General features: G+C 71.2%; 19 protein-coding genes. 12 read left to right on the top strand and 7 right to left on the bottom strand.

Annotation, left to right across the window (positions count from 1 at the left end; all coding sequences use genetic code 11):
• Nucleotides 1–3: 3 nt before the first annotated feature.
• Complete coding sequence (locus EDF48_RS04940; protein WP_131878481.1) at nt 4–1,470, bottom strand: amidohydrolase family protein; 1,467 nt, start codon at nt 1,468–1,470, stop codon at nt 4–6.
• A complete protein-coding gene (locus EDF48_RS04945) occupies nt 1,470–2,123 on the bottom strand; it encodes an FMN-binding negative transcriptional regulator (RefSeq protein ID WP_131878483.1) in 654 nt (217 codons plus the stop codon). Before EDF48_RS04945 ends, EDF48_RS04940 begins: the two co-directional genes overlap by 1 nt.
• A 158-nt stretch (nt 2,124–2,281) precedes the next feature.
• Here EDF48_RS04945 and EDF48_RS04950 point away from each other — a divergent pair, with 158 nt between their 5' ends.
• The 7 genes from EDF48_RS04950 to EDF48_RS04980 are packed head-to-tail and all read left to right on the top strand — an operon-like array spanning nt 2,282 to nt 10,750.
• A complete protein-coding gene (locus EDF48_RS04950; RefSeq protein ID WP_243698037.1) occupies nt 2,282–3,868 on the top strand; it encodes an ABC transporter substrate-binding protein in 1,587 nt (528 codons plus the stop codon).
• Between the two features lie 11 nt (nt 3,869–3,879).
• A complete protein-coding gene (locus tag EDF48_RS04955) occupies nt 3,880–5,274 on the top strand; it encodes a M14 family zinc carboxypeptidase (RefSeq protein WP_131878485.1) in 1,395 nt (464 codons plus the stop codon).
• Nucleotides 5,274–6,215 (top strand): ABC transporter permease, encoded by a 942-nt coding sequence (locus tag EDF48_RS04960; protein WP_123293990.1) that lies wholly within the window; start codon nt 5,274–5,276, stop codon nt 6,213–6,215. Before EDF48_RS04955 ends, EDF48_RS04960 begins: the two co-directional genes overlap by 1 nt.
• Nucleotides 6,212–7,102, top strand: coding sequence for an ABC transporter permease (locus tag EDF48_RS04965; protein ID WP_123938873.1), 891 nt, complete (start codon nt 6,212–6,214; stop codon nt 7,100–7,102). The genes EDF48_RS04960 and EDF48_RS04965 overlap by 4 nt, the downstream gene beginning before the upstream one ends.
• 41 nt (nt 7,103–7,143) lie before the next feature.
• On the top strand, nt 7,144–8,553 hold the full coding sequence (locus EDF48_RS04970; RefSeq protein ID WP_243698038.1) for a serine hydrolase: 1,410 nt from the start codon (nt 7,144–7,146) through the stop codon (nt 8,551–8,553).
• A complete protein-coding gene (locus tag EDF48_RS04975; RefSeq protein ID WP_131878487.1) occupies nt 8,550–9,101 on the top strand; it encodes a MarR family transcriptional regulator in 552 nt (183 codons plus the stop codon). Before EDF48_RS04970 ends, EDF48_RS04975 begins: the two co-directional genes overlap by 4 nt.
• On the top strand, nt 9,098–10,750 hold the full coding sequence (locus EDF48_RS04980) for an ABC transporter ATP-binding protein (RefSeq protein WP_131878489.1): 1,653 nt from the start codon (nt 9,098–9,100) through the stop codon (nt 10,748–10,750). The genes EDF48_RS04975 and EDF48_RS04980 overlap by 4 nt, the downstream gene beginning before the upstream one ends.
• Nucleotides 10,751–10,791: 41 nt before the next feature.
• On the opposite strand, the gene EDF48_RS04985 is transcribed toward EDF48_RS04980, so the two are convergent.
• Both EDF48_RS04985 and EDF48_RS04990 read right to left on the bottom strand, forming a co-directional pair.
• Complete coding sequence (locus EDF48_RS04985) at nt 10,792–11,373, bottom strand: hypothetical protein (protein WP_131878491.1); 582 nt, start codon at nt 11,371–11,373, stop codon at nt 10,792–10,794.
• A gap of 101 nt (nt 11,374–11,474) precedes the next feature.
• Nucleotides 11,475–12,317: a helix-turn-helix domain-containing protein gene (locus EDF48_RS04990; RefSeq protein WP_165932315.1), complete on the bottom strand. Its 843-nt coding sequence runs from the start codon at nt 12,315–12,317 to the stop codon at nt 11,475–11,477.
• Nucleotides 12,318–12,451: 134 nt separating this feature from the next.
• Here EDF48_RS04990 and EDF48_RS04995 point away from each other — a divergent pair, with 134 nt between their 5' ends.
• Genes EDF48_RS04995 through EDF48_RS05005 form a run of 3 tightly spaced genes read left to right on the top strand, consistent with a single transcriptional unit; the run spans nt 12,452 to nt 15,587 of the window.
• Nucleotides 12,452–14,008 (top strand): sensor histidine kinase, encoded by a 1,557-nt coding sequence (locus EDF48_RS04995; protein ID WP_123293985.1) that lies wholly within the window; start codon nt 12,452–12,454, stop codon nt 14,006–14,008.
• Nucleotides 14,009–14,047: 39 nt separating this feature from the next.
• Nucleotides 14,048–14,710, top strand: coding sequence for a response regulator transcription factor (locus EDF48_RS05000; protein WP_111084503.1), 663 nt, complete (start codon nt 14,048–14,050; stop codon nt 14,708–14,710).
• A 13-nt stretch (nt 14,711–14,723) separates the two neighbouring features.
• Nucleotides 14,724–15,587 carry an EamA family transporter gene (locus EDF48_RS05005; protein WP_131878496.1) on the top strand — a complete coding sequence of 288 codons (864 nt, stop codon included), beginning with the start codon at nt 14,724–14,726 and terminating at the stop codon, nt 15,585–15,587.
• A gap of 8 nt (nt 15,588–15,595) precedes the next feature.
• Here EDF48_RS05005 and EDF48_RS19000 read toward each other — a convergent pair whose 3' ends face one another.
• The 3 genes from EDF48_RS19000 to EDF48_RS05015 all read right to left on the bottom strand — a co-directional run bounded on the left by EDF48_RS19000 (nt 15,596) and on the right by EDF48_RS05015 (nt 17,306).
• Nucleotides 15,596–15,748 carry a hypothetical protein gene (locus tag EDF48_RS19000; protein ID WP_159572741.1) on the bottom strand — a complete coding sequence of 51 codons (153 nt, stop codon included), beginning with the start codon at nt 15,746–15,748 and terminating at the stop codon, nt 15,596–15,598.
• A gap of 102 nt (nt 15,749–15,850) precedes the next feature.
• A complete protein-coding gene (locus tag EDF48_RS05010) occupies nt 15,851–16,183 on the bottom strand; it encodes a hypothetical protein (protein WP_123293983.1) in 333 nt (110 codons plus the stop codon).
• A gap of 91 nt (nt 16,184–16,274) precedes the next feature.
• Entirely contained in the window at nt 16,275–17,306 is a 1,032-nt protein-coding gene (locus EDF48_RS05015; RefSeq protein WP_123938866.1) for a LacI family DNA-binding transcriptional regulator, read from the bottom strand.
• Nucleotides 17,307–17,421: 115 nt separating this feature from the next.
• Between EDF48_RS05015 and EDF48_RS05020 the strand changes: the two genes are divergently transcribed.
• Together EDF48_RS05020 and EDF48_RS05025 are read left to right on the top strand one after the other, a co-directional pair.
• Nucleotides 17,422–18,714, top strand: a complete 1,293-nt coding sequence (locus tag EDF48_RS05020; protein WP_131878498.1) for a sugar ABC transporter substrate-binding protein — start codon at nt 17,422–17,424, stop codon at nt 18,712–18,714.
• The gene (locus tag EDF48_RS05025; RefSeq protein WP_131878500.1) at nt 18,714–19,592 is read left to right on the top strand and encodes a sugar ABC transporter permease; all 879 of its coding nucleotides are present in this window, start codon (nt 18,714–18,716) and stop codon (nt 19,590–19,592) included. The genes EDF48_RS05020 and EDF48_RS05025 overlap by 1 nt, the downstream gene beginning before the upstream one ends.
• Nucleotides 19,593–19,689: the final 97 nt, after the last annotated feature.

Below are 19,689 nucleotides of genomic sequence, written 5' to 3' on the forward strand. Positions count from 1 at the left end.
GCTTCAGAGTTCGCAGTACGTGAACCGTCCGGCGATCGCGGTCGCGAGCACCCGCATCGAACGCAACGAGGACGACGACGCTGCCAGCGGGTCCGACCCGACGAGCACCAGGTCCGCGACGTCACCGACCGCGACGCTGACCCGACCGTCCGTCGACCCCTGCCACGCGGCGAGCGCCGAGAGTCGTTCGGCGGGGTGCCACGGGTCGCGGCCGTCCCGGTCGCGTCCCACGGCCGCCGCCATCGAGATCCACGGGTCGAGCGGCGCGACGGGGGCGTCCGACCCGAGCAGTAGCCGGGCACCGGCTCGGGCGAGCGACGCGAACGCGAAGGCACGGTCGGTGCGGCCCGCCCAGTGCCGGTCGGCGATGTCGCGGTCGTCCATGGCGTGCTCGGGCTGCACCGAGGCGGCCACCCCGAGCCTGGCGAACCGGTCGACGTCGGTGTCGACGAGCAGTTGCGCGTGCTCGATGGTGCCGCGAGCGCCGACGGCTTCGAAGACGTCGAGCGCGAGGGTGTTCGCCCGGTCGCCGATGGCGTGGATCGCGGGGACGAGTCCGGCGTCGACGGCTCGGCGGGTGATCGCGACGAGGTCGTCGAACTCCCACGCCAGTACGCCGGAGCCGTCGGCCATGGCCGCGGTCCGGGTGCCGAGCGAGCCGTCGGTGACGACCTTGAACGGCCCCATCGTGAGCAGGCCGCGGGTCCGGTCGACGACGTCGCCGGTGCGGAGTCCGCGGTCGATCACGGCGTCGAGTTCCGCCGGGTAGACGCCGGACGACACCCGGAGCGCGTCGGTGCCGGCGTGGATCCGGCGCGTCCAGCGGTCGAGGCCGAAGCGCATCTCGAGGTCGACGATGCCCGTCACACCGCGGGCGGCAGCGGCCTCCGCGGCGTCGGCGACGTACCCGTCGAGCAGGTCGTCCGGCACCTGCGAGAGCGCACCGGTCACGTCGAAGGCGTCCTGCTCGCGCAGGATCCCGTCGTCACCCGCCTCGAGCGAGCGGCCGACGAGTGCGGAGAAGTGCGCGAGCGCGAGGGCGTTGCACCAGACGGCGTGCAGGTCACCGCTGATGACGACGGTCGGGAGGCCCGGTGCGGCCTGGTCGAGCAGCTCGCGTCGTGCGGGGGTCGGCCACAACCCGTCGCGGTAGCCGTGTCCGATCAGCACGCGGTCCGGCACCCCGGTCCGCGCGACCGCGGCGAGGAGGTCGGCGGTCGACTCCGCGGAGTCGCAGCCGGAGACGTCGACGCGGCGGCGCACCAGGGCCCACTGGTCGAAGTGCGTGTGGTGGTCGCGGAGGCCGGGGCCGAGCCAGGCGCCGGCGGCGTCGACGACCTCGGTGTCGGGGCCGGCGGGGTCGAGCGTGCCGGCAGGCGCGATCTCGGTGACCAGGCCGTCGGTGATGCGGACGTCGGCGGGGGCCCCGGAGGTGCCCACCCTGCGGACGGTGCGGAGCAGGGTCTCCATCACCGAGCCTCCCGGTCGTCAGCGCGCGCAGCGTGCGCTCGCTCCATCTCGTCGGCGAGCGCCGGCGACGCGTAGGGGCCGTCGCCGCGCAGGCCGGCGATGATGCGGTCGACGACTTCCGGCGCCTTGTTCTGGGAGAGCTTCGCACGGGCGTCGAACCGGGTGACCCGGATGCGGATGCCGACGGTGCCCTTCGCCATCCGGCGCGCGGTCTCCTCGTCGATCTCGAGGGACACCGGCTCGGGCATGACGCGCTCGAAGTGGTCGACGAGCTCGCCGAGCACCCGGAAGTTCTCGTCGTCGGACAGCAGCTCCGGCGTGCCCCACAGATGGGCGGTGACGTGGTTCCAGGTCGGCACGAACTGCTCCGGCGGGTACCAGGCGGGGGAGACGTAGCCGTGCGGACCCTGCACCACGACCAGGACCTCGTGGCGGCCGAGTTCGTGCGCGAGTTCGTCGGGGCGGCCGACGTGCGAGACGAGGACGACCTGGTCGGGGTCGTCGTCCGGCCCGGGTGTCTCGAGCAGGAACGGGTAGTGCGACGCGACGATCCCGGCGTCGGTGTGCGACACGATCGTGGCCCACGGGTTGCCGGCGACGAGGCGCTTGACCTCGTCGACGTCCGTCATCAGGAAGTGGGGTGTGTGCCGCATGGTCCGAGCGTGGCACACGGCCCCGGTCGAGCGCGACACCTGTCGTTTCGCGAGTGTTTCAGAACGGTAAAAGTTTCAGAGTTCATTGAAAGAAGCATTGTGCCGGGTGCTCGAACGGGCCTAGCTTCACTCATCAACGACGACCCGAGGAGACCCCCATGCGACGCAGGACCATCGCCGCCCTGGCCACGGCAGCCACACTGGCGCTCGTGGTGACCGGCTGTTCGGCGAGCGGCACGGCCGACTCCGCCGGCGGATCGAGCCTGGTGTACGCCACCGGCGAGCCCGACCACCTGACGCCCGGACGACAGACCGTCGCGTTCGACCAGGTGCAGAGCCTGTTCGCGCCGCTGACGCAGACCGACGCGAAGGGCGAGCTCCACGACGTCGCCGCGAAGAGCGTCGAGAGCGACGACGCCACCACATGGACCATCACCCTCCGGGACGGCTGGACGTTCCAGAACGGCGAGGCCGTCACCCCGGAGAGCTACGTGAAGGCCTGGAACCACGTCGCCTACGGACCCAACGCGTGGGAGAACAGCGGGCAGCTCGCCGCGATCGTCGGGTACACCGACCTCAACCCGGCGAAGGGCACCCCGAAGACGAAGGAGATGTCGGGGCTGCAGGTCACCGGCAAGGACACCTTCACGGTGACGCTCACCCACGCCGACAGCCAGTTCCCGCTGCAGCTCAGCCAGGCCCAGACGGCGTTCTACCCGATGCCGTCTGCCGCGTACGACGACCTGAAGGCGTACGACGAGAAGCCGATCGGGAACGGCCCCTACGAGATGCAGTCGGCGTGGAAGGCGGACAAGGAGTTCACCGTCACCGCGTGGAAGGACTACGAGGGCACGAAGCCGGTCACCAAGGACGTCACGTTCCGGAGCTACTCCGACATGAACACCGCCTACACCGACGTCCTCGCGGGCAACGCCGATGTGCTGTTCCTGCCGACCGACAAGATGACGAGCGCGAAGGCCGACTTCGGTGACCGCCTGCACTCCTTCGACGCCCCGGGCATCGACTACCTCGGCTTCCCGCTCTGGGACGACCGGTACTCCGACCCCGACGTCCGTCGCGCGATCTCGATGTCGATCGACCGCGACGAGGTGAACACCGCCATCTACGGCGGCCTGTACGAACCCGCCACCGCACTCACGCCCCCGTCGATGTCCGGCACCGAAGAGGGCATCTGCGGCGACGCGTGCGAGTTCGACCCCGCCGCTGCGAAGAAGCTCCTGGCGAAGTCCGGCGGCTTCGACGGCACGATCACGCTCGTCTACCCCGGCGGCAGCGGCCTCGACTCGCTCTACGAGGCGTACGCCAACCAGATCCGGCAGAACCTCGGCGTCGACATCGTCGCGAAGGCCACCACCGACTGGGCCTCGTACTACTCCGAGCTGACGGACAAGAAGGTCGCCGGCCCGCACTTCGGTCACTGGGGTGCGCTGTACATCAGCCAGCAGAACACCCTCCGCGCCCTGTTCACCCTGGCCGGCGGCTGCTCGCCCTGCACCGGGTACTACCAGTCCGACACCGTCGATGCCCTGCTCGCGAAGGCCGACTCGGCCGGCTCGCAGGACGAGGCGAACGAGTACTACACGAAGACGCAGGAGGCCGTGCTCGAGGACTTCCCCGTCGTCCCGACCTTCTTCGACAAGTACTCGTACGTCACGAGCGAAAAGGTCACGAAGCTCCCCGCGGTCGCCGGCAGCCCGGTCGTCGCGCAGATCGCCGTGAAGTAGGGCACCACCACATGGACCAGCGCACCATCCTCCGCCTGGCGGCCGAGGTCCCCGACCACGACGGCTTCCCGCTCGTCGACGACCTGCACGCCCGGTTCGACGCGCTCGCAGCGTCCCACCCGGACCAGGTCACGGTCACCCGGATCGGCACCAGCCGGCTCGGCGAACCACTGCACTCCTACCGGATCGGCACCGGGTCGCACGCCGCCGTCGTGGTCGGCGGCGTGCACCCGAACGAACCGATCGGTTCGTGGACGGCTCTGCACCTCGCCGAGACGGTGCTCACCGACGACGACGCCCGTGCGCTCGACGTCACCTGGCACATTGTCCCGACGATCGACCCGGACGGCATGCGGCTCAACGAGGCGTGGTTCCACGACCCGCACGACCGGGTGTTCTACTCGCGGCACTTCTACCGCCCGGCACCGGACAGCCAGGTGGAGTGGACGTTCCCGAACAGCCACAAGTCAGTGTACTTCGACCAGGTGCTGCCGGAGACGCTCGCGTTCATGCGGCTCATCGACGACACCGAGCCGGACCTGTTGGTGTCGCTGCACAACGGCGAGATGGGCGGGGTCTACTACTACCTGTCCGAGGACCTGCCCGACGTCGTCGACACCCTGCACGCGGTCCCCGCCGCGCTCGGGCTGCCGCTCGACACCGGGGAGCCCGAGTCGCCGTTCCTGCGCGAACTCGCCCCCGCGGTGTTCGCGATGGACGGGATCGAGACCGCGTACGACTACCTCGAAGCACTCGGGGTCGACCCGGGCGAGCACATCCACGGTGCGTCGAGCGCGGCGTGGGCGATGCGGCACGGAGCACTGTGCATGGTGGCCGAACTGCCGTACTGGAGCCACCCGGACGCCGACGACCAGACCCCGACCGACGAGTCGTACGCCGACCTGCTGCGGCGCTGCTCCGCCGAGCTCGGTGCCTCGGGCGAGGAACTCCAGCAGCTGCTCGACGAGGCGTCGCCGATGCTGTCGATCGCGTCGCCGTTCCTCGAGGCGTCGCGGGCCTTCGTGCCGATGCTCGCCGGCACGGCGGACACCGACCGCCGCCGGGCCGACCGCGAGCCGGCCGACCGGCGGGCCACCGTCGCGGAGCGCTTCGGCTGCGAGGACCTGGTCCGCTGCTTCCGGCTGCGCTACGGCGGCATGCTGCTCCGCGCGTTCGAGGCGGAGACCACCGCCGGTACGGCGTCCGCGCCGCTCCGGCGACTGCGCGACCGCCTGGCGGAGCGCTACGCGCACTGGCAGGCCGACGCCGCCACCGAGGCGGACCCGATCCCGGTGCGGAAACTGGTGGGGGTGCAGTACGGGGCGATCCTCGCCTGCGCGGCGCACGTGGCGGACCCGACCCGTGCCTCCCGTCCGGTGTCGGCGGCCGTGTCGGGAGGCGCGTGATGCGTCCGACGCTCGCCGTCGGTCGCCGGCTCGGCGGCCTGGCCATCGTGTTCCTCGGGGTGACGTTCCTCATCTACGCGATGACGTTCGCGCTGCCCGGTGACCCGATCCGGGCGCTCGGCGGCGACCGGCCGCTCAGCGACGCGGTCGTCCGCACGCTCCGGGCCGAGTACCACCTGGACCAGCCGCTCTGGCTGCAGTACGTGCAGTACGTCGGCGGGCTGTTCCGCGGCGACTTCGGCACCGACTTCAACGGGCAGTCCGTCGGGGAGCAGATGGCCTCGCGGTGGCCCGTCACAATCACCCTGGCGCTCACCGCGTGGGCCCTCGAGATCGTCCTGGGCATCGGGCTCGGGGTGCTCTCCGCCCTGAAGCGCGGGACCGCCCTCGACAAGACGGTGCTGGTCGGCACCATCGTCGTCGGTGCGATCCCCGTGTTCGTCCTCGGTGTCGCCCTGCAGCTGGTGTTCTCGGTGCGACTGCACTGGTTCCCGGTCGCCGGCGTCACAGCGGGCTGGCCGACGGCGTACATCCTGCCGGCGTTCGTCATCGCGCTGTTCGGGCTCGCGGCGGTGTCCCGGCTCACCCGCACCTCGATGATCGAGACGCTCGACGCCGACTACGTCCGGACCGCACGGGCCAAGGGACTCGCACCCGGTCGGATCGTCGGCGTGCACGTGATGCGGAACTCGCTCATCCCCACCGCCACCTACCTGGCGACCGACCTCGGGTACCTGATGGGTGGCACGGTGATCATCGAGGGCATCTTCAACCTGCCCGGCGTCGGGAACCTGCTGTTCCAGGGCATCCGGTCGCACGAAGGTGCCGTCGTCGTCGGCATCTCGACCGCGCTCATCCTGGTGTTCCTCGTCACGAGCGTGCTCGTCGACCTGCTGCACGCCGCCCTCGACCCCCGCGTCCGGACCGGAGCAGCCGCATGACCACCTCAGCGCTCAGCGCCACCGTCGAACCCGTCGTCGGCGGCCGACGACGACCCCTGCTGGCCGCGGCCCGTACCCCGGGCTTCTGGGTGCCCGCGTCGGTCCTGGTCGTCGTGCTGCTCATCGCGTCGTTCCCGCAGCTGTTCGCCGGACTGTTCGGCCACGGCGACCCCCGGGTGTGCGACCTCGGGCAGAGCGGCGCCTCGCCGACCAGCGGACACCCGTTCGGCTTCGACCTGCAGGGCTGCGACGTGTACGCCAACGTCGTGTACGGCACCCGGTCGTCGATCGCCGTCGCGGTGCTCACCACCGTGCTCGCCGGCATGGTCGCCGTCGTCGTCGGGACGATCGCCGGCATGGTCGGCGGCTGGGTCGACGCCGTGCTCGCCCGCCTGACCGACGTGTTCCTCGGCTTCCCGTTCCTGCTCGGCGCCGTCGTGGTGCTCAACAGCGTGGGGGAGCGGTCCGTGCTGACGGTGTCGCTCGTGCTCGCGCTGTTCGGGTGGCCGACGATGGCCCGGCTCGTGCGGTCGAGCGTCCGCAGCGTGCGGAACGCCGAGTTCGTGCTCGCCGCCCGCACGATGGGGCTGTCGACCTGGCGGATCACCACCCGGTACGTGCTGCCGTCGTCGATCTCGCCGCTGCTCGTGCTCGCGACCATCACCGTCGGCGGCGTCATCGTGTCCGAGTCGTCGCTGACCTACCTCGGCATCGGGCTCGAGAGCCCGGCGATCTCGTGGGGGCTGCAGCTCTCCGCCGCGACGTCGCAGTTCCTCCGCGCCCCGCACATGCTCATCGCACCCGCGGCGTTCCTCGCCGTCACGGTGCTCTCCGTCATCGCGCTCGGCGACACGCTGCGCGCCGCGCTCGACCCGCGTCGGCGCTGACACGCCAGACTCGCTGCAGAACCGTTCTCGAAAGGACCACCGTGACCGACACCCTCTCCGCGTACCGGAAGACCCTGCCCTACATCCACGAGTGGGTGTCGTACAAGGTCTGGCAGCTGCGGGTGCCGGGCGTGCAGGTCGCCATCGGGTTCGGCGGCGAGGTGCTGTTCGACGAGGCCTGGGGCTACGCCGACGTCGAGGCCGGGCGTCGCCTGACCACCACCGACCTGTTCCGCATCGCCTCGCACTCGAAGACCTTCACCGCGACGGCACTGCTCCAGCTCGCCGAGCGCGGGTCGCTCCGGCTCGACGACACCGTCGGCACGTACATCCCGGCGCTGGTCGACGGCGGCTCCCCGCTCGCCGACGCCACGATCCGTGAGCTCATGGAGATGGGCGCCGGGGTCATCCGCGACGGCCACGACGGCGACTACTGGTCGCTCCTGCGCCCGTTCCCCGACGAGCAGGAGCTGCTGGCACTCGTGCTCGACCGCGGGCAGAAGGTCCCCACCGGATCGTCGTTCAACTACTCGAACCTCGGCTACTCGCTGCTCGGGCTCGTCATCGCCGCGGTCTCCGGGCAGTCCTACAACGACTTCGTCCGCGAGTCGATCACCGAACCCCTGGGCCTGCGGAACACCGGCCCCGACTGGGACCCCACGCGCGCCGACGACTTCGTGGTCGGGTACACCGGGTTCCACACCGCGCGGCAGCGGCAGCGCATCGACCACGTGGACACCCACGCCATGGCCGCCGCCACCGGGTTCCACGGCACCGCCTCCGACCTGGTCAAGTACTTCTCGCAGCACGTCATCGGGGCCGGCAGCCTGCTCGACGACCACTCGAAGCGACTCGCGCAGCGCAAGGCCTGGAGCGCCACCGACGACCCGGCCGCCCGCGGCTACGGCGCCGGGTTCATCGTCGACCGCATCGGAGGGCGCGACGTCCGCGGCCACTCGGGCGGGTTCCCCGGGCACATCACGCAGTCGCTGTTCGACCCGGCATCCGGACTCGTCGTGTCCGTCATGACGAGCGCCGCCGCCGGGCCCGCCACCCTCATCGCCACCGCCGTCGTGCAGATGCTCGACGCCGCGGCGGACACGTCCGCGCCGGGCACCACCGTGCCCGACGACGTCGACACCGCCGCGTACACCGGACGCTTCGCCAACCCGTGGGGCGTCAGCGACATCGCCCGCATCGGCGACCGGCTCGTCGAGGTCGACCCGTCCGGACCCGAACCGCTCGACACCCCGACCCGGCTCGAGGTCGTCGACGCGGACACGCTCCGGATGACGCACGGCAACCGCTTCGGCTCGGTCGACGAGGACATCACCTTCACGCGCGACGCCGACCGTACCGTCCGGTCGATCCGCGCCGGTGGTGGCATGACCGAGGAACCGTGGACGATCCCGACCGAGTCGCCCGAGGTCGCGGCAGGGCTGGCACCGTGAGCGACGACGGTGTCGGGCGCGACGACGTCGTGCTCGAACCCGAGCGTCAGGCGTTCGTCGAGGAGTTCGCCCTCATGCTCAACGACGGTGCTGGCATGGCGCTCACCGACGCCCGCGTGCTCGGCTACCTCATGATGACCCGCGCGCCGCACTCGTCCTCCGCCGATCTCCAACGCGCGCTCGGCGCCAGCTCGGGTTCGGTCTCGATGGCGACGCGCCGGCTCGTCGACTCCGGGTTCGTGAAGCGGCAGATCGTCGCCGGCGAGCGCAGCCACTACTTCCGCGCCGAGGCCGACGTCTGGGGCTCCTGGCTCGCCGGGGAACGGAAGTACCTCGACCGGCAGCGCGACATCATCGGACACGGCCTGGCGGTGGTCGAGCACGCCGGCCGCACCGGGGCGGGCGACGTCGACGCCGAGGTCCGCGAGCGCCTGCTCAACGGCCGCGACTACATGCAGTGGTTGCAGGGCCACCACCACAAGATGCTCGAGGACTGGGAGGCGTTCAAGGCCGCCCGCGACCGCACCGACCGCTCGGAGACCCCATGACCGACGTCCTGACCGTCGACCACCTGTCCGTGACCTTCGACGTCGACGGCGCCGAGGTCCGCGCGGTCGACGACGCCTCGTTCACCGTCGGCCGCGGCGAGGTCGTCGCCGTCGTCGGGGAGTCCGGATCCGGCAAGAGCATGACCGCGATGACGGCGATGGGGATCGCGCCGGACGGCGCGCGGTCCTCCGGCAGCATCCGGCTCGGCGACCTCGAGGTGCTCGGCACCGACGAGCGCACCCTGCGCGGGGTCCGCGGCCGCAGCGTGTCGATGATCTTCCAGGACCCGTCGGCCGCGCTCAACCCGGTGTTCACGGTCGGGTTCCAGCTGGCCGAGGCCGTCCGCCGCGCCGACGCCTCGCACGACCGCGCCGCCGTCCGGCACCGTTCGCTCGAACTCCTGCGTGCCGTCGAGGTGCCGGAACCCGAACGCCGGCTCGGCCAGTACCCGCACGAGCTCTCCGGCGGACAGGCGCAGCGGGTGATGATCGCGATGGCGCTCGCCGCCGACCCCGACCTGCTCATCGCCGACGAGCCGACGACCGCACTCGACGTCACGGTGCAGGCCGAGGTGCTCGACGTCCTGCGTGCGCTGCGCGGACGCACCGGCACCGCGATCCTCCTCATCACCCACGACATGGGCGTCGTCGCCGACATCGCCGACCGCGTGGTCGTCATGCGCCGCGGTCGCGTCGTCGAGACGGGCACCGTCGCCGCGGTCTTCGCCGCACCGTCCGCCGACTACACCCGTGACCTGCTCGCTGCGGTCCCACGCATGGGCACCGAGGTCGGCCGGGAGGCGCGGGTCGACCCCGTCACGGAGGCTCCATCGATCGTCCTCGACGTCCGGCACCTCGTGGTCGAGTACGGCGGTGCACTGCGCGGGCGGTTCCGCGCGGTCGACGACGTGTCGTTCACGGTCGGTCGCGGTGAGATCGTCGGACTCGTGGGCGAGTCCGGCAGCGGCAAGACCACCATCGGCCGCGCCGCCGTGGGGCTCGCACCGATCACGTCCGGTTCGGTCGTCGTCGAGGGCACCGACGTGGCAGTCGCCCGGCGAGCAGCGCGCCGGGAGATGCGGCGACACGTCGGCGTGGTCTTCCAGAACCCGCTCCGGTCGCTCAACCCGCGCTACACGGTCGGACAGACCGTCGCCGAGCCGCTCCGGCAGATCCTGCGCCTGCCGTCGGCCCAGATCGACGAACGGGTGGACCGGCTGCTCGCCGACGTCGGCCTGGACGGCGGGTACCGCGAGCGCTTCCCGCACGAGCTCTCCGGCGGACAACGGCAGCGCGTCGCGATCGCACGCGCCGTCGCTCTCGACCCCGCACTGCTCATCGCCGACGAGCCGACGAGCGCCCTCGACGTCTCGGTGCAGGCGCGGGTGCTCGACGTCTTCCGCGAGCTGCAGGAACGCCTCGGCTTCGCGTGCCTGTTCGTCACCCACGACCTCGCCGTGGTCGACACGCTGTGCGACCGGGTCGTCGTGCTGCACGGCGGGAAGGTCGCCGAGCAGGGGAGTCGCGACGCCATCCTCCGGTCGCCGAAGGACCCCTACACGCGTCGACTCATCCAGGCCGCGCCGGTGCCGGACCCGGACGAGCAGGCAGTGCGCCGATCCGAGCGCCTGGCGGCACGGGCCGGCTGAGGGGCGCTCGCTGGCCCTGCGGCCTCAGCGTCGTTGCGGAGTCAGCGCACCTCGGCCGAGGCCCAGAGCGCGTTCACGCCCCGGCCCACCGGACGCAGGAGCGGGACGGCGACGAGCACCGTCGTCGCCAAGTACGCCACGGTCTGCAGCAGCCCCGGGACGGAGAACGCGATGCCGAGTGCCTCCTGCGGCAGCGCCGTGAGGAGGACCGTGTTCGACAGCAGCGCCGCGACGAACCACAGTGACGCCGCCACGGTGACGGTCCACCCGAACGCCCGCTGCGCGCCGTCCTCGTTCCGGACGGTCAGCACCCCGAACGCCACGAGCGCACCCTGCGCGACGACGAGGAGCACCGCGGTGGCCCAGCCCGGCGCCGGCCACAGGAGCGCGAACGCCAGGATCGACACCGCGAACGCGAGCGCCCGTCGGTCCCGAGCGCGCACCGCGGCGACGAGCACGACCGCACCCGCCAGCCCGGCGAGCGCCGTGGCGACGAGGAGCAGCCCGTTCGGCAGGTCCCACGGCGCGAGCCAGATCGTCCCGACCAATCCGCGCGCCCCGAACACGACCGCTGCGACGACCGCCGCGGCCGAGACCACCCTAACCCCCGTGATGTTCTGCATGCCCGCACACTACGCGCAGCCCGCGCGGCGGGGAAAGCATGTTCTGTCCGGGCGGCTGACGGTCCTGGTTCGCGAACCGCGGGATTCGTGAACCAGAACCGTCAGAACCTCCGAGGGAGGTCGGTCTCCGGTGCGCGGACCCGCTGCAGCGCGCGTCGCATGGAGGCGGTGGTGCTGAAGCCGAAGCGTGCAGCGACCTCGGCGGGACGGTCACCCCGGGTGAGTGCACTCCGGACGCCGAGGCTCCGGAACCACCGCCCGAGCTGGGCCGGCGTACAGCCCGTGGTCTCGGTGCACCGACGCTCGAGGATGCGCGGAGACATGCCGACGCCGTCGAGCAGGTCCGCAGTCGAGTGCCCGCCCGCCGGGTCGAAGAGCCGGTCGAGGACCCTCGCCAGGCTGTTGTCGCGCAGCAAGGGCGGTGGGTTGTCGTGGAGCACGGTCGTGACCACGAGTCGCGCGAGCGCATCCTGCTGCACGCCGTGCCACCGGCCGCCGTTGAGGTCACCGACGTGACGCAGCGCCAGCACGACGTCCACCGACGGGAAGCCCGCGGGCTGGGTGGTGGCGATCGACGGGAGCGCGAGGACCTCGGCAGCGAGTGCCCCCAGCGTCGCCGATCCGACGACGACGCCGGTGTCGGCGAACAGGGCCTCGTGCGGGAAGTCGTACGAAGGAGCAGTTCGAGGCGGACCGTGCCGCTCGGGGTCGGAGCCGATCGACGTCGTCGGGTGCTGCTCGACCAGTGCGGCTCCACCAGCCTCGATGAACACGAGTGTGTCGTCGCGGTGGAGCCAGACCGGCCGGTGCCGGGTCGCGACCCAGGCGTGCGTACCGTCCGGATCGAGATCGAGCGTCCAGCGGTCGTCGTCGGATCGGATCTCCTCGCCGGGGCCGACCTCGAGGCCGACGGCGTCGATCAGTGCTCGGAGTGCGTCGCCCATCACCACGAGCATGTCCTGCGGGCCGTCCCGCGACGATCGGCCTCGGGAGATCTGTGGAGAGGGGGGGATAACCCCACCCGGGGTGGGGAGGGGGCAGGATGGGGGAACGGCCCCGTGATCGCGAGGCTGGAGTCATGACCGACACCGACCGCCTCGACCAGGCGCGAACCGTCCCGCTGGACGACGTCACGCCCTCGCCCGACCAGGCCCAGACCGTCCCGCTGGGCGACTCCGTCCCACCTGGAGCCACCAAGCCGATGCCGCAGTACCCGCGACAGCACGACCAGCAGACGCCGCCGGCGTCGTGGGGAGCGACCCCGCCGAACGGATCGGCGCCGGGTGGCGGCCGGGGCGGCAGTGCGGGCTCGGGCATGACCGCCGGCGCGTTTTACCGCGAGTCGTGGAAGCGCCTGCCGCGCGACTTCGGCTACATGGCCCTGACCGGGGTGCTGCTCTGCACGCTCTACTTCGCGTTCCCCGCGGCGATCTTCGGCGGCGGCTTCCGCGACCTGTTCAACCCGTTCGTGCTGCTGATGTTCTTCATCGCGCTGTTCGTGGCGCGGTGGCTCGGACAGTTCGAGAAGCTCCGCATCGGATGGGCAGACCGGCGTCCGATCCGCCCGGTGGACTGGACGCCCCGCTGGCAGCAGAACTGGTGGACGCGCACCGGTTCCGCGGTCGCCAACCCGCACTACTGGCTCTACCTCCTGCACGCAGCGGTCGTGTACCCACTCGTCGCGCTCTTCACCGTGGGTGCCGGCGTCCTGCTGCTCGCCGGGTTCCTCTGGCCCGTCGGGCTCGCGGTGGTCGCGTTCGCGAACGGCCTGAGCGCGCAGTACTTCGGGTGGGACATGACCTCCGTCGTCGGGTTCGGGTTCCTCGGGTTGCTGTCGATGGCCGCCTCGGTCGTGCTGTTCCCGCTCTGGGCCCGTGGCTCGGTCATCGCGCACTACTGGGTGGACTTCGGTCTGCTCGGCGGGTTCCGTGCCGAGCAGCTCGAGCAGCGCGTCGCCGGACTCCAAGCCTCCCGTGCCGGTGCCGTGACCGCCGAGGGTCAGGCCCTGCGCCAGATCGAGCGCGACCTGCACGACGGCCCCCAGCAGCGCCTGGTGCGGCTCCGGATGGACCTGTCGGCAGCGGAACGCGCGTTCGAGAAGGACCCGCAGAAGGCGAAGCAGCTGATCGGCGAGGCCTCCGAGCACGCGCAGGACGCCCTCGACGAACTGCGTGCGCTGTCCCGCGGGTTCGCCCCGCCGATCCTGCTCGATCGCGGGCTCGTGGCGGCCCTCGAAGCGCTCGTCGCCCGCACCCCGATCCCGGTCGGCCTCGACGTCCGCCTGCCGGAGGGCCTCGAGCTCGCGACGGAGATCCAGCGCAACGTGTACTTCACGGTGAGTGAGCTCCTGACGAACACCATGAAGCACGCCGGTGCCACGACCGCCGGGGTGTACCTCGGCCTCGTGGTCGACGCCTCCGGGCTCTGGTACCTGACCGTCAGCGTGACCGACGACGGCCGCGGCGGAGCACGACCCCAGCAGGGCCACGGTATCGAGGGCCTGATCGGCCGGATGCGCGCGCTCGACGGCGACCTGGTCGTCGCGAGCCCCGAGGGCGGCCCGACCGAGGCAACAGCGCGGATCCCGCTCGGCGCCCTGAACGGCGTCCCCACGACGGCGAACCCGCGGTCGTGACCCCACGGGAGCGCCCGCGCTCCCACTAGGCTGGTCGGCATGACAGACGGCCCGGATGCAGCACGCATCCGGGCCGTCGTCGTCGACGACGCCGTCCTGCTGCGCGAGGGCCTGGCCCGCGTGCTCGACGAAGCCGGCATCGACGTCATCGGCCAGTACGCGGACGCCCGTGCGTTCCTCGCGACGCTGCCGGACGGCGCTCCCGACGTCGTCGTCATGGACGTCCGGATGCCGCCGACCTTCACCGACGAAGGCGTCCGCGCCGCCGTCGAGACCCGCCGGATCGCCCCGCGCACCGGGGTCCTGCTCCTCTCGCAGTACGTCGAGGCCACCTACGCCGAAGACGTCCTCGCCGCCGGTGCGACGGGCATCGGCTACCTGCTCAAGGACCGCGTCACCCGGCTCGAGGAGATCGACGACGCCGTTCGTCGGATCGCGGCCGGTGGCACCGTGCTCGACCCCGAGGTCGTCACGCAGCTGATGAGCCGACGGCGCGACCCACTCGCCGCGCTCACCCCGCGCGAACGCGACGTGCTCGGCCTGATGGCCGAGGGTCGCACGAACGCGGCCATCGCCCGCGCCCTCGTCATCGGCACCGGCGCCGTCGAGAAGCACGTGTCGAGCATCTTCGGCAAGCTCGCGCTCGAGGACACCGGCGAGGACCACCGCCGCGTCCTCGCCGTGCTCGCCTACCTCGGATGAGCCGGTCCCGCGGATGAACCAGGCCCGCGGTACCGACCGGATCCCGGCTCCGCTGCTCGCCCTCACCGCGATGGTGTCCGTCCAGCTCGGGGCCGCGATCGCGAAGACCCACTTCGACGACGTCGGCGCGGTCGGGGCCGCGACGCTCCGGCTCGTCATCGGCGCGGTGGTGCTCGCGCTGGTCGTCCGTCCTCGCATCGGGCACTGGACCCGCGCGCAGTGGCTCGGCGCGGTCGGCCTCGGGCTGGCGCTCGGCGGGATGAACGTCTTCATCTACCTGGCCTTCGCGACCATCCCGATCGGGGTCGCGGTGACGATCGAGTTCCTCGGTCCACTCGCCCTGTCCCTCGTGCACACCCGGCGGTGGCGGGACGCGCTCTGGGCCGCCCTGGCGCTCGCCGGCGTCGTGCTGCTCGGGGTCGGTCCGAGCGCCGTGACCGAGGTCGGCGGCGTGGTCTGGGCCGTGCTCGCGGCGGCGTGCTGGGCGGGCTACATCGTGATGAACCGGCACGTCGGCGCCGCGATCCCGGGTGTCGACGGCCTGGTGGTGTCGATGGTGGTCGCGATGCTCGTGTCGCTGCCGTTCGGGCTCCCGTCCGCGGTCGACGGCGTGGCCCGCGAACCCCTGCTCCTGCTCGTCTTCGGCGCGGTCGCGGTGCTGTCGAGCGTGCTGCCCTACGCCCTCGAGATGCTGGCGCTGCGGCGGATGCCGACGCGGGTGTTCGGCGTGCTGCAGAGTCTCGGCCCGGCGATCGCCGCGCTGGCCGGTCTCGTGGTGCTCAGCGAGGGGCTGTCCGTGCTGGAGACGGTGGCGCTGGTGTGCGTCACCGCTGCGAGCGTCGGCGTCACGCTGTCCGCGCGCCGCCGACGCCGCTGAACGACCGTCTACTCGTCGCCGAGGAAGTCGGCGTACGTGGGTTCCGTGTGCTCGCCCGACAGCAGGGCCGGATCGTTGACCCGGGCCTCGACGTAGGCGCTGATGACCTCGGGCGGGGTGAGCACGTGGGCGACCCAGGACGGCACCGCTGTGTTCTTCATGGTGCCTCCTCGTCCCGGAGCGACACTCGAACGAATGCCTCGATCAGTGAGTTACTTGCCGAACCGGTGTTCGCTAAACCATCCTCGGGGTGCGAGCAGAAGTCAACGCGCTGCGTTCTGCGGACTCCGCATCGCGCGCTCCGCCTGGTCGGCGCGCAGGGTGCGGTGCTTCACGGCGGACCGCCACACCCACGCGTCCGCCTGCTGTCCGAACTGGGCCCACTCGACCATGACGGCATCGCGGGTCCAGCTCTTCGCGAAGGCCTTCACCCGGACGTGGAATGTCGGGAACTGGATCCACGCCCAGACCGGCACGGGGGTGACGGCGTGGCAGACGTCGGGCCCGCGGGCGTCCTCTGAGAGCGAGTAGGCGCGCGGACGTTCGACCTCCGGGTGCTCCGGGGGCTGCCACCGGTTCTCGCGACGCCGTCCCACGACGGTATTCGAACGTGTGTTCGAACGGGAGTCAAGTCCGCCGCGCGCCGTGGACGGACGCCGACGTGCCGCTCGGCGTGTCGGGCAGCGGTCAGGGCTGCGCGCGCGCCGTCGATTCCCGCACGCTCAAGGTCAGTGGTGGTCCGGGCCGTGACGCCAGCGGTGCAGTGGCGTCGATCTGCGCGCGCAGGAGCGTCGCCGCACGCTGTCCGAGCTCCACGGTGTCGCGGGTCAGCGAGGTGATGGACGGCCGGACGAGCTGGATCATCGCCGAGTCGTCGAAGGACACGATCGAGACGTCGGTCGGCACCGCGACGCCCATCTCGCTCGCGACCCCGAGTCCGGCGACCGCCAGGACGTCGTTGTCGTACACGATCGCCGTCGGCCGACTGCTGCGGGACAGCAGGGTCCGGGTCGCACTCGCGCCGGCCTCGGCCGAGTAGTCGGTCGGGATCGACACGGCGTCCGTGAGCCCCTCGGTCGCCGCGAAGGCCCGGACGCGGCCGATCCGCATGGCGGTGTGCTCGAACTCGGGGCGCCCGGCGACGTGCGCGATGCGCCGGTGCCCGAGCGCGTGCAGGTACCGCAGGACCGTGTCGGTCGCGTCGCCGTCGTCGATCCACACGCTCGGTGCGGAGCCCTCGGGTGAGGGGTGGGAGCCGACGACGACCGTGGGCATGCCGAGTTCGGCGAGCAGGGTGAGCCGGTCGTCGTCGCGCCGCGGGTCGATGACGACGACGCCGTCGACCCGGTGCCCGCGCCACCAGGCCCGGTAGGTCTCGAGTTCCTCGGCCGCGTCGCGTGCCACGAGCAGGTTCATCCCGACGTGGGTGCCGGCGAGCCCGAGCTGGATGCCGGAGATCAGGTCGCCGAAGAACGACTCGGTGCCGAGCGTGCGGGCCGGCCGGTTCAGCACGAAGCCGATCGAGCCGGCCTTCGCGCCGCCCAGGGCGCGCGCTGCGGTGTGCGGTTGCCAGTCGAGTTCGCGAGCGATCGCGCGGACGCGTTCGCGGGTCTCGTCGGACACGCCGGGGCGGTCGTTGAGGGCGAACGAGACCGCGCTGACGGACACGCCGGCACGCGCGGCGATGTCGGAGATCGTCGTTCGACGGTTCGTGGCCACGGACTTGACTATAGCGTTTTAGTCCTCCATAGTCACTGCCACAAGCGGGTTCAGGGACAGGAACTGGACCGGTTCAGCACGATGACCACGCAGGATGACGAGGGAGTCAGACGCCATGAGGACCACCACACGTGCGACGAGGAGCCGCGCCGCAGCGCTGCTCGCAGGAGCTGCCGCCACGGCACTCGTCCTGACCGGCTGCTCGAGCGGCGGCAACGCGGCCGACACCGGCAGCGGGGAGATCAGCGGGTCGATCACGCTGCAGACGTGGGCGCTCACGCCGACGTACACGGGCTACCTGAACGGGGTGATCGCCGACTTCGAGAAGGCCCACCCCGACGCGAAGGTCAAGCTGCAGGACCAGCCAGGCGACGGCTACGCCGACAAGGTGCTCAGCCAGGCGTCGTCGAACTCGCTGCCCGACGTCATCAACCTGCCGCCGGACATCGCCCTGCCGCTCGCGAAGCGCGGGTTCCTGCAGGACGTCGCGAAGGACGACACGAAGCTCGCGAGCACGTACGTCGCCGGCGCGCTCGATTCCTACAAGTACAAGGGCGTCGACGGCACGTTCGGCTACCCCTGGTACCTCAACACCGACGTCGACTACTGGAACGCGACGATGTTCGCGAAGTGCGGCCTCGACGCGAAGAACCCGCCGAAGACCACCGACGAGCTGTTCACGCAGGCGAAGACCATGCACGAGAACTGCCCGGCTGACTACCTGATGAGCCGGAAGCCCGGCCTCGGCGACTTCACCCTGGCCGGCGTGAAGGTCCTCAACGCGGACGGCACGAAGTTCACCTTCGCCGACTCGTCGAAGGCCGCCGACCTGATCGAGCGCTACAAGGACGCGTACCAGGACGGCTACATGCCCTCGAACGTGCTGAACAGCGACTACCTCGGCAACTCGACGCTGTTCACGCAGCAGAAGGTCGCCTGGACCACGGGCGGCGCGACCTCGCTCGCCGACTTCGAGAAGAACAACCCGTCACTCAAGGGCAAGGTGACGGTCAGCCCGGCGCTCGACACCCCGCCGCTGTACGTGCAGGGCCTGTCGGTGTCGGCCAAGTCGAAGCACCTCGCCACCGCCGAGGCGTTCGCGGAGTTCATGACGAACGCGGAGAACCAAGAGGCGTTCGCGCACAAGGTCAACATCTTCCCGTCGACCACGTCTTCGCAGTCCGACCCGTACTTCTCGAAGGACGACGGCACCGTCAACGGCGAGGCCCGTGTCCTGGCGAACGAGGCCCTGAAGACCGCGAAGGTCCTCAACCCGGTCGAGGCGAACTCCGCGATGACGGACTTCCTCGACCAGCAGATCGCCCTCGCCATGAAGGGCCAGGTCGCGCCGGAGAAGGCGCTGCAGACGGCTCAGACCAAGATGAACAGCCTGCTGGCCAACGGCTGATGCGCGCCAACCGCTGGTTCACGCCCTGGCTGCTCGTCCTGCCGGCCCTCGTCTGGCTCGTCGCGTTCAGCCTCTGGCCGTCGATCAACACCGTCCGGCTGTCGTTCACGAACGCGAGCCCGCTGGGGGGCGTGAGCCAGTGGGTCGGGCTCGAGAACTTCGAGACCCTGCTCGCCGATCCGCAGGTGTGGGAGGCGCTGCTCAACAGCGTCATCTACATGGCGATCTGCCTGCCCCTGCTGACCGTGCTGCCGCTGCTCATCGCGGTGCTCGTCCAGCAGAAGCTGCCGGGGATCGCGTTCTTCCGCACGGCGTTCTACACGCCGGTCATCGCGTCGGCCGTGGTCGTCGGGCTCATCTGGACCTGGATCCTCGACGACCGCGGCGTCATCAACGAGATGGCGCAGGCGCTCGGCGTCGTGCAGGGCAGCGTCCCGTTCCTGACCGACCGGTGGCTGCTGCTCCTCAGCGCGATCAGCCTGACGGTCTGGAAGGGCCTCGGCTACTACATGATCATCTTCCTCGCGGCTCTCGGGAACGTCGGCAAGGACCTGCACGAAGCGGCCGCCCTCGACGGCGCCGGGTCGGTGCGCCGGTTCTGGTCGGTCACCATGCCGGGGGTCCGGGGCACCATGACGCTCGTCGGGATCCTGGTGTGCGTCTCCGCGCTCCGGGTGTTCAGCGAGCTCTACATCCTCACCAACGGCACCGGTGGACCCGGCGGGCAGGACAACTCGCTCGTCATGCTCATCCAGCAGTACGCCCGCGGCTTCACCGGCAACCTCGGCTACGCGTCCGCCCTGAGCCTCCTGCTCTTCGTCGTGACGCTGATCCCGATGCTCGCCCTCGCGCGGATGAACAGCAAGGCGGACAAGTGACGAACACGACGACCACCGAACCCGCCCTGGGCGGGGCGCGCGGTGCAGCCAGCCCGACGCCGGACGTGACCGGCGCGACGGACGCGGGACGGGCCTC

The organism is Curtobacterium sp. PhB191 (assembly GCF_004346515.1).
Taxonomy (GTDB): Bacteria; Actinomycetota; Actinomycetes; order Actinomycetales; family Microbacteriaceae; genus Curtobacterium.

Bases quoted from the DNA above. Each gene is read 5' to 3' on its own strand.
- EDF48_RS05000 (WP_111084503.1), top strand. From the start codon at position 14,048: ATGACAGACGGCCCGGATGCAGCACGCATCCGGGCCGTCGTCGTCGAC.
- EDF48_RS04965 (WP_123938873.1), top strand. From the start codon at position 6,212: ATGACCACCTCAGCGCTCAGCGCCACCGTCGAACCCGTCGTCGGCGGC.
- EDF48_RS19000 (WP_159572741.1), bottom strand. From the start codon at position 15,748: ATGAAGAACACAGCGGTGCCGTCCTGGGTCGCCCACGTGCTCACCCCG.
- EDF48_RS05005 (WP_131878496.1), top strand. From the start codon at position 14,724: ATGAACCAGGCCCGCGGTACCGACCGGATCCCGGCTCCGCTGCTCGCC.
- EDF48_RS04995 (WP_123293985.1), top strand. From the start codon at position 12,452: ATGACCGACACCGACCGCCTCGACCAGGCGCGAACCGTCCCGCTGGAC.
- EDF48_RS04940 (WP_131878481.1), bottom strand. From the start codon at position 1,470: ATGGAGACCCTGCTCCGCACCGTCCGCAGGGTGGGCACCTCCGGGGCC.
- EDF48_RS04985 (WP_131878491.1), bottom strand. From the start codon at position 11,373: ATGCAGAACATCACGGGGGTTAGGGTGGTCTCGGCCGCGGCGGTCGTC.
- EDF48_RS04955 (WP_131878485.1), top strand. From the start codon at position 3,880: ATGGACCAGCGCACCATCCTCCGCCTGGCGGCCGAGGTCCCCGACCAC.
- EDF48_RS05025 (WP_131878500.1), top strand. From the start codon at position 18,714: ATGCGCGCCAACCGCTGGTTCACGCCCTGGCTGCTCGTCCTGCCGGCC.
- EDF48_RS04960 (WP_123293990.1), top strand. From the start codon at position 5,274: ATGCGTCCGACGCTCGCCGTCGGTCGCCGGCTCGGCGGCCTGGCCATC.
- EDF48_RS04980 (WP_131878489.1), top strand. From the start codon at position 9,098: ATGACCGACGTCCTGACCGTCGACCACCTGTCCGTGACCTTCGACGTC.
- EDF48_RS04945 (WP_131878483.1), bottom strand. From the start codon at position 2,123: ATGCGGCACACACCCCACTTCCTGATGACGGACGTCGACGAGGTCAAG.
- EDF48_RS05020 (WP_131878498.1), top strand. From the start codon at position 17,422: ATGAGGACCACCACACGTGCGACGAGGAGCCGCGCCGCAGCGCTGCTC.
- EDF48_RS04990 (WP_165932315.1), bottom strand. From the start codon at position 12,317: ATGGGCGACGCACTCCGAGCACTGATCGACGCCGTCGGCCTCGAGGTC.
- EDF48_RS04950 (WP_243698037.1), top strand. From the start codon at position 2,282: ATGCGACGCAGGACCATCGCCGCCCTGGCCACGGCAGCCACACTGGCG.